Below are 8,494 nucleotides of genomic sequence, written 5' to 3' on the forward strand. Positions count from 1 at the left end.
GTGGAAAGGATAAGTGCTGAAAGCATCTAAGCATGAAGCCCCCCTCAAGATGAGACTTCCCATCACTTCAAGTGAGTAAGATCCCTCAAAGACGATGAGGTTGATAGGTCCGAGGTGGAAGCGTGGTGACACGTGCAGCTGACGGATACTAATTGATCGAGGACTTAACTAACTTATTTTGGTTGATATGTCATTGGATGATCGCTTATTTGGTTTTCAGGGTATAAATATCTTTCATATAAGATTTACTTGCTTTTTTCCTAAAAACAATTATAATGTTTATTGTCGCTAGTTTTACATTATACATAAATGTCTGGTAACTATAACGAAGAGGTCACACCTGTTCCCATACCGAACACAGCAGTTAAGCTCTTCCGTGCCGATGGTAGTTGAGGCATCGCCTCTGCAAGAGTAGGTCGTCGCCGGGCAAAGCTTTTTAGTAAGATAATAGCATAGCTCTGATATAGCAGTATATTTGTTAGTATTCCACAGTAGCTCAGTGGTAGAGCAATCGGCTGTTAACCGATCGGTCGTAGGTTCGAATCCTACCTGTGGAGCCATGGAGAGCTGTCCGAGCTGGCCGAAGGAGCACGATTGGAAATCGTGTAGGCTACGAAAGTGGTCTCGAGGGTTCAAATCCCTCGCTCTCCGCCATTCTACTCTCTTAATTGGCCCGTTGGTCAAGCGGTTAAGACACCGCCCTTTCACGGCGGTAACACGGGTTCGAATCCCGTACGGGTCACCATTTTTACTAGATTCATTACGCGTGCTGGGGAGGATTAGCTCAGCTGGGAGAGCACCTGCCTTACAAGCAGGGGGTCGCAGGTTCGAGCCCTGCATCCTCCACCATTCCATTTAAGCATGCAAATCATTTAAGATTATACATCATGTTATCTTAAAATGCTTTAAATTAAATACTATTTCATATCGCGGGGTGGAGCAGTCTGGCAGCTCGTCGGGCTCATAACCCGAAGGTCGCAGGTTCAAATCCTGCCCCCGCAACCAATTTACTTCATCTCACTACATAGATTTTTCAATTCAGTAGTGCGTAAGTACAACTAAATATGGTCCGGTAGTTCAGTTGGTTAGAATGCCTGCCTGTCACGCAGGAGGTCGCGGGTTCGAGTCCCGTCCGGACCGCCATTTTCAAACAAGATACATAGTAAAAGTATTAACTTTGCATAATCAAAGAGAATCTGGAATAATTATGGCTCGGTAGCTCAGTCGGTAGAGCAAAGGACTGAAAATCCTTGTGTCGGCGGTTCGATTCCGTCCCGAGCCACCATTTTTTAATGGAGGGGTAGCGAAGTGGCTAAACGCGGCGGACTGTAAATCCGCTCCCTCAGGGTTCGGCAGTTCGAATCTGCCCCCCTCCACCATTTCACATTACATAGGGGTATAGTTTAATGGTAAAACGAAGGTCTCCAAAACCTTTGATGTGGGTTCGATTCCTACTACCCCTGTATTAGTCTCACGGCGGTCGTGGCGAAGTGGTTAACGCACCGGATTGTGGCTCCGGCATTCGTGGGTTCAAGTCCCATCGACCGCCCCATCTATTTATTGGGCTATAGCCAAGCGGTAAGGCAACGGGTTTTGGTCCCGTCATTCCCTAGGTTCGAATCCTAGTAGCCCAGCCATTTGCGGAAGTAGTTCAGTGGTAGAACACCACCTTGCCAAGGTGGGGGTCGCGGGTTCGAATCCCGTCTTCCGCTCCATATTGTATTTTACCTGGCGGCATAGCCAAGGGGTAAGGCCAAGGTCTGCAAAACCTTTATCACCGGTTCAAATCCGGTTGCCGCCTCCATTTACCACATGCCAGTGTGGCGGAATAGGCAGACGCGCGGGACTCAAAATCCCGTTCCCTCACGGGAGTGTCGGTTCGACCCCGACCACTGGTACTCGAATGTATAGAGACGACGTTTGGACGATTTATTATCGTTGGAGCGTCGTCTTTTTTAGATTTAGATGTACGATAGTGTTATAAAGCGGGGAGATTCATTTATGATTCGCTGGGCATTCTATTTTATTGGTTTATTGTTATTTAGCCTGGGGTTAACCATAACCATTCAAATGCAATATTTGGGTGTGCACCCTTGGGATGTGCTTCATATTGGATTGTATAATAAATTGGGTTTTTCTATTGGTTCATGGAATATTATTTGCAGTATCCTATTAATAATCATTGCTTTTATACTGGATAAAAGTTATATCAAAATTGGTACGTTTCTAAATGCTTTCCTAGTAGGAATATTAATTGATAGTTATTTATGGTTGGATTTTTTGCCTCGTCCGGGTATTTTCTGGATAGATATTAGCATCATGATGATTGGTATCGTCTTAATGGGAATAGGTGGCGGTGTTTATAATGCCGGTATGGTTGGGGCAGGACCACGTGATGGCTTTATGTTATCTATTTCGGATAAAACAGGTATATCGATTGGAAAAGTACGAATAGTCGTTGAAAGTCTTGTACTTGTGTTAGGATTGTTACTGGGCGGCCCAGTGTTTATTTTTACTTTTTTGATCACCTTCATTCAAAGTCCATTATTTCAACTGACTTATTTAAAGTGTAAGCAGCTTGTAGAATATTTAACGAAGGATTCATCACATCGGAAACAAGTCATTTGATATAAAAAAACCCTTGCTTTTATCATTCCCTTGGAAATATTGTGGGATATGATCTCAAAAGATAGGGTTTTTTTATTTATCACCGATTAACTGGCTGTAAGCCCCCCCACATCAAGCATCTTTGTTGATAATAAGCATTGCAAGTGGGGGAACAACAGCCAGTAAAGGCCTGATTGGTTCAACTAACAATCAGTGGGGGGAGTGCGAAAACCCCCCCTGATTGAAGTTTCACTTTATCACCAATTAACTGGCTGTAAGTCCCCCACATCAAGCATTTTTGTTGATAACTAGAATTGTATGGGGGGCAACAGCCAGTAAAGGCCTTGAAGTTTCACTTTATATGAAATGTGTATTGTCCGTTTGAATAATTTGGGGTCCTTGCATGGTGCGCTCATCAATATCATATTTTTCAATGGTATCACGTAACATGTACCATGCGAGGGCAATTCCTAGTAATGTAACGATAATAACGATTAATATTACTATCTTTCCTTTCAAAATAGATACCTCCTTAGAGAATCTTCTCTTTATTAAAGCGTAGCAAAAAGAAGAATTTTTGTACATATTAAAAAGATAATTTATTTATATTGGACTGCATGATGGAGATCATAATGCGAGAGATCGATTTCAGTTTCTTTCCCTAAAATGGCTTGTACTAATTCGGTGGCAAGGTATGGACCAGTAGTTAAACCTGATGAACCTAATCCGTTTGCAGCATACAACCCTTTAAAGTTAGGGACAGGACCGGCAATTGGCATGGAACCAGGGGTGAACGGGCGAAAGCCAACTCTTGTTTCCAGAATTTCAAAATCCTTTATACCAGGTGCCACTTCCATTGCTTTAGACAGAATTTCATGTACTCCTCCGGCAGTTAACCGATAATCAAATCCTGAATCATCTTCGTGTGTTGCACCTATGACTAATCTATCTTTAAAAGGAACAATCGATAAATTATTGGGCGGCATGACAACTGGAAAATGTTTTGTTTGTTGTTCCATACTTAGATGAATAATTTGTCCTTTCTGCGGATAAGCATTTAAATCGATACCCAGAGGGTTCATTAATTCTTTCATCCAAGCACCGTTAGCGGCGATAATAATATCTGCTTGTATTTGCCTTCCATCTAGCTCAACCGCTGCCTGTTGATTGCCTATTTGTGTTAAAGTGGCATTTCCTGTTATGTATGCTGCGCCATGCTTTTTAGCTGCACGTTGCAATGCCTCGCGCAATTGACGTCCTTTGACCCTGGCAGCGCCACTTACATGTATGGAGCTATAGCCATCTTGAACAAGTGGAAATAGCTTTTTTGTTTCTGTCGGATTTAATCGGGAAACCTCACCAATTTCCGGAGCATCTTTCCGGCGTTCAACAGCTAATTGATAGATAGTGTCCAGCTTTTGGTCAATGTTTCGTATCGTTATGGCTCCGACTTTGGAATAGCCAGTTTCTGTTTCACCATCTTCCTCAAGCTCTGCCATCAGACTTGGATATATTTTGGCGCCACCTTTGGCTAATTGATACCATGCTTTATTTCTACGCTGCGTTAGCCACGGACAAACGATACCAGCGGCTGCATCTGTTGCTTTACCATTTTCGTTTCGATCGATTACGGTCACCTCAGCGCCTTGTTTAGATAATTTATAGGCAGCAGTTGATCCAATAATTCCCGCCCCAATGATGATTACTTTCATTGTATAACCTTCTTCCAGTTGCATATTCCATCATTCCAACTATAAGCGGAATCCTAAAAAAAGTAAAATATCGACCATGATAGTTATTGTAAAATACTATTCAAAGCTTTGACAAAATGGTAATCTTAAATATAGACATTATCTATAATAGAATGAGATGAACAAAGGAGACTGCATGATGGAAAAGACAATTATTTTTGGTCATAAAAACCCTGATACGGATACAATTTGTTCCGCATTAGCTTATGCACATTTGAAACAGACTCTAGGGGTACAAGCTGAAGCAGCAAGACTTGGTGAGGTAAATAAAGAAACTCAATTTGCTTTAGACTATTTTAAAGTAGATGCACCGCGTTTTATTGAAAAGGTGGATGCAGATATAGATCATGTGATATTGGTAGACCATAATGAATTTCAACAAAGTGTAGATAATATTCAAGATGTACACATTTCCGAAGTAATTGATCATCATCGTATTTCTAACTTTGAAACGAAGGAACCATTGTATTTTCGCGCAGAGCCAGTTGGGTGTACGGCGACTATATTAAATAAGCTATATAAGGAAAACCATATTGAGATTCCACAAAATATGGCTGGACTAATGCTATCAGCTATTATTTCAGATTCCTTGCTATTAAAATCGCCTACATGTACGGAAGAAGATGTTACTGCTGCTCATGAATTAGCAGCGATTGCAGGTGTTGACCTGGAAAAGTATGGTTTTGACATGCTTCAGGCTGGGGCAGATTTAAGTGATAAGTCAGCTGCAGAGTTACTATCTATGGATGCGAAGGAATTTTCAATGGGTGGAGAAAAGGTTGAAATTGCCCAGGTTAATGCAGTAGATATTGAAGCAGTCTACGCGAAGCAGGAAGAGTTGGAAGCTGCTATGCAAGCAACCATTGAGGAAAAAGGACTTGGATTATTCCTGCTTGTTGTAACTGATATTATTAATAATGATTCCGAAGTACTGGCTGCTGGAACAGCTACCGACATGGTTGAACAGGCATTTGCCGTACAGCTCGTAAACCAGCGTGCTTTATTAAAAGGTGTTGTTTCCCGTAAAAAACAATTGGTACCAGTATTAACAGATAAATTTATCAATGCTTAATGGAAATGAGCCTGTCATGCGATGACAGGCTCATTTTATATCGTATAGGTCCATTGTGCTGTTCGATAGGATTTGACTGCATCCCAGTCTATTTCATAGCCGATTCCGGAAGTTTGGGGAACAGTAATATACCCGTTATGCACGATTACTTTGGGCGAAATAATATCTTGCTCCCAATAATGACTCGATCCCGCTGTGTCTCCTGGTAAATTAAAATGTGGAAGGGCAGATAAAGCAATATTATGTGCTCGACCAACTCCAGCTTCCAGCATTCCTCCGCACCAAACGGATAATCCATGTTCAGCACAAAGGTCATGGATTCGCTTCGCTTCATAAAGACCGCCAACCCTGCCTAGTTTAATATTAATAACCTGACAGCTATTTAATGTAATCGCATGCCTTACATCATCATAGGAGCATATACTTTCATCCAAGCAAATGGGTGTGTTTATTTCTCGTTGTAATGTGGCATGATCGACAATATCATCATGTGCCAATGGTTGTTCAATCATCATTAATTTAAATTCATCTAATTGTTTCAGTGTTGCCAAATCACGTAGCGTATACGCGGAGTTTGCATCAGCCATCAAGGGCAGCTCCGGAAAATGCTGGCGTACCTGACGTAATAATTCAATATCGTGTCCAGGCTTGATTTTTAACTTTACTCGTTTAAATCCTTGTTCCAAGGCAGCATGAATTTTATCTATTAACGCTTCAGATGTAGATTGCATGCCAATACTAATACCAACATCGATTTGTGCTTTTGTGCCGCCAATTGTTGTTGTCAACGTTTGTTCTTTTTGTTTTGCATAAAGGTCCCAAATAGCCGTTTCCAAAGCCGCTTTAGCCATCGAATTTCTACGGATGACAGAAAATAATGCTGCAACTTCATCTGGATGGGCAATGGGATGCTCTCGAAGTAGTGGTATAAGAAAGTCTCGCATCACATGAAAATTGGTTTCCACGGTTTCCTCCGTATACCAAGGGGATGAAAAAGCGACTGTTTCTCCAAACCCATGCCGGCCGTCCATATCCATAACGTCAATTAGGAATACTTCTTTATCCTGTATGGTTCCAAAGCTTGTATGAAAGGGATGCTTCAGACGCATGGATAATTTATGTAATGTGATTTGATGTAAATTCAAGGCAAACTCCTCCTTATTTATCACAGATTAACTGGCTGTAAGCCCCCCACATCCAGAATTTATGTTGATCACAGGAATTGTAAGTGGGGTATCAACAGCCAGTAAAGGCCTGATTGGTTCAACTAACAATCAGTGGGGGAGTGCGAAAATTCCCCCTGATTGAAGTTTCACTTTATCACAGATTAACTGGCTGTAAGCCCCCCACATCAGAATTTTTGTTGATCACAAGGATTGTAAGTGGGGGATCAACAGCCAGTAAAAGCCTGATTGGTTCAACTAACAATCCGTGGGGGAAGTGCGAAAATTCACCCTGATTGTAGTTTCACTTTATTTTACCATGAAAAGCAATCCGTTTAGATAAACTACATGAGGGGAAAATGTTTTAAAGGAGGATTGGTTATGCATACATTTGATGTTATCGTCATTGGATCAGGTCCAGCAGGTTCTTCTATTGCAGCCATTTGTAATCAAAAAGGAATGAAAACTGCCATTATTGAAGCGGAAAAATATGGTGGAACCTGTCCATTACACGGCTGTATTCCCAAAAAAGTGTTGGCGCAATATGCTAGTGAAAAAGACCGTCTGGATAGAATGCGTCCTCATGGATTATCTAATACAGGAGCGATAAATTGGCAGGATTTGATGGCATTTAAGCGTACTTTCACAGAACCAGCACCAACAGCAAAAGAAGATGATTTGCGTGATCAAGGAATAAAAACCTTTTATGGAACAGCTCATTTTACCTCAAAGAACAAGCTACAAGTTAATGATAAAGAATTGATGGCAGAACATATTGTGATTGCCACTGGAGCTACACCCGCACCATTGCCGATTTCAGGTAAGGAGTACCTCACCTATAGTGACGGATTTTTAGATTTGGATGAGCTGCCAAATGAAATTGCCTTTATTGGAGGCGGATATGTTTCATTTGAGTTGGCTCATATTGCAGCGAGTGCCGGAAGCAAAGTGCATATTATTCAACGAGGTAATCTTCCGCTAAAAGGGTTTGATCCTGACCTGGTAGAAAAACTAGTACAGGTAACAGAGATGAAAGGCATTAAAGTGCATGTAGGCTGTGCTGCTGAAGCAATTGAAAAAAAGAATGATCGTTTATTGGTAACGATGAAAAAAGATAATACATTGCTTACTTTAGATGCGGATATGGTTGTACATGGAGCAGGAAGAATTCCAAATTTAGATGGATTAGCTTTAGAAAAAGGTGCTGTCGATTATGACAAAAATGGGATAAACGTAGATGAGAATTTGAAGAGCATCAGTAATCCACATGTATTTGCTGCAGGGGATGTAGCAAATACAGAGGGAATGCCGCTGACGCCTGTAGCAGGTATGGAGGCGCGTTTACTTGGGCAGTATCTTACAGGGGAATCAACAGAAACGTTGGATTATACAGGTGTGCCCTCTGTTGTTTTCACAAGCCCTAAAGTTGCGTCCGTTGGTATGTCAGTTGGAGTAGCGGAAGAAAATAGTCAACAGATAGATGTAATTACACATGATCTAACAGATTGGTTCACGTATAAGGTGACAGATGAAGAGACGGCTTTTTCGAAGGTTCTGGTCCATCGTAATACAGGTCAAATCGTCGGTGCGCACATACTTGGCGAATATGCCGATGCCTTGATACAATACTTTGCCCTGGCAATTCAGCTCAGGTTAACAAAAGAACAGCTTCGTAAGGCAGTATACGTATTTCCGACAGCTATTTCTGATATTTCATCCATGCTGGAAGAATAAGTATAATCGGCATTACCAAATGAAGGTAATGCCGATTTACATTAATCTTTTTAAACCACAGGCTCTGCCTGTGTGCAAACGAAACTTTTAGAGTTGTATCCAAAAAAACTCCAAACGTTATAATAGAAGATGGCCGTCAAACCAACTTTAAATAACGAGAGGAGTCT

At 41.5% G+C, this 8,494-nt stretch carries 6 protein-coding genes, 14 tRNA genes and 2 rRNA genes; 19 read left to right on the forward strand and 3 right to left on the reverse strand.

Going from position 1 to position 8,494, the window contains the following annotated elements; genetic code table 11:
* From DX933_RS10100 to DX933_RS10180, 17 genes are all read left to right on the forward strand, one after another.
* Positions 1-172, forward strand: a 23S ribosomal RNA gene (locus tag DX933_RS10100); the annotation flags it as partial.
* A gap of 140 nt (positions 173-312) precedes the next feature.
* Positions 313-428 (forward strand): 5S ribosomal RNA (gene rrf, locus DX933_RS10105).
* 57 nt (positions 429-485) lie between these two features.
* Positions 486-560 (forward strand) — tRNA-Asn (locus tag DX933_RS10110).
* A gap of 1 nt (position 561) precedes the next feature.
* Positions 562-654, forward strand: a tRNA-Ser gene (locus tag DX933_RS10115).
* Between the two features lie 16 nt (positions 655-670).
* Positions 671-745, forward strand: a tRNA-Glu gene (locus DX933_RS10120).
* Positions 746-773: 28 nt separating this feature from the next.
* Positions 774-849 (forward strand) — tRNA-Val (locus DX933_RS10125).
* 79 nt (positions 850-928) lie between these two features.
* Positions 929-1,005: transfer RNA gene (locus DX933_RS10130), tRNA-Met, on the forward strand.
* Between the two features lie 61 nt (positions 1,006-1,066).
* A tRNA-Asp gene (locus DX933_RS10135) sits at positions 1,067-1,143 on the forward strand.
* A 66-nt stretch (positions 1,144-1,209) separates the two neighbouring features.
* Positions 1,210-1,285 (forward strand) — tRNA-Phe (locus DX933_RS10140).
* Positions 1,286-1,294: 9 nt separating this feature from the next.
* Positions 1,295-1,379, forward strand: a tRNA-Tyr gene (locus DX933_RS10145).
* 13 nt (positions 1,380-1,392) lie between these two features.
* Positions 1,393-1,463: transfer RNA gene (locus DX933_RS10150), tRNA-Trp, on the forward strand.
* Positions 1,464-1,476: 13 nt separating this feature from the next.
* Positions 1,477-1,552: transfer RNA gene (locus DX933_RS10155), tRNA-His, on the forward strand.
* Positions 1,553-1,561: 9 nt separating this feature from the next.
* A tRNA-Gln gene (locus DX933_RS10160) sits at positions 1,562-1,637 on the forward strand.
* 3 nt (positions 1,638-1,640) lie between these two features.
* Positions 1,641-1,715, forward strand: a tRNA-Gly gene (locus tag DX933_RS10165).
* A gap of 15 nt (positions 1,716-1,730) precedes the next feature.
* Positions 1,731-1,804, forward strand: a tRNA-Cys gene (locus tag DX933_RS10170).
* 10 nt (positions 1,805-1,814) lie between these two features.
* Positions 1,815-1,898, forward strand: a tRNA-Leu gene (locus tag DX933_RS10175).
* A 103-nt stretch (positions 1,899-2,001) separates the two neighbouring features.
* A complete protein-coding gene (locus DX933_RS10180; RefSeq protein WP_123316337.1) occupies positions 2,002-2,628 on the forward strand; it encodes a YczE/YyaS/YitT family protein in 627 nt (208 codons plus the stop codon).
* A 336-nt stretch (positions 2,629-2,964) separates the two neighbouring features.
* Here DX933_RS10180 and DX933_RS18465 read toward each other — a convergent pair whose 3' ends face one another.
* Complete coding sequence (locus tag DX933_RS18465) at positions 2,965-3,126, reverse strand: hypothetical protein (RefSeq protein ID WP_190279486.1); 162 nt, start codon at positions 3,124-3,126, stop codon at positions 2,965-2,967.
* A gap of 80 nt (positions 3,127-3,206) precedes the next feature.
* A complete protein-coding gene (locus DX933_RS10185; RefSeq protein WP_123316341.1) occupies positions 3,207-4,319 on the reverse strand; it encodes an NAD(P)/FAD-dependent oxidoreductase in 1,113 nt (370 codons plus the stop codon).
* A 178-nt stretch (positions 4,320-4,497) separates the two neighbouring features.
* On the opposite strand from DX933_RS10185, the gene DX933_RS10190 reads away from it, so the two are divergent.
* Positions 4,498-5,430 carry a manganese-dependent inorganic pyrophosphatase gene (locus DX933_RS10190; protein ID WP_123316338.1) on the forward strand — a complete coding sequence of 311 codons (933 nt, stop codon included), beginning with the start codon at positions 4,498-4,500 and terminating at the stop codon, positions 5,428-5,430.
* Positions 5,431-5,465: 35 nt separating this feature from the next.
* Here DX933_RS10190 and menC read toward each other — a convergent pair whose 3' ends face one another.
* The gene (menC, locus tag DX933_RS10195) at positions 5,466-6,575 is read right to left on the reverse strand and encodes an o-succinylbenzoate synthase (protein ID WP_123316339.1); all 1,110 of its coding nucleotides are present in this window, start codon (positions 6,573-6,575) and stop codon (positions 5,466-5,468) included.
* 399 nt (positions 6,576-6,974) lie between these two features.
* On the opposite strand from menC, the gene DX933_RS10200 reads away from it, so the two are divergent.
* Positions 6,975-8,327, forward strand: coding sequence for a dihydrolipoyl dehydrogenase family protein (locus DX933_RS10200; RefSeq protein WP_190279487.1), 1,353 nt, complete (start codon positions 6,975-6,977; stop codon positions 8,325-8,327).
* The last annotated feature ends 167 nt before the right edge of the window (positions 8,328-8,494 follow it).

The sequence above is a fragment of the Ornithinibacillus gellani genome, assembly GCF_003730295.1.
GTDB lineage: Bacteria > Bacillota > Bacilli > Bacillales > Amphibacillaceae > Ornithinibacillus_A > Ornithinibacillus_A gellani.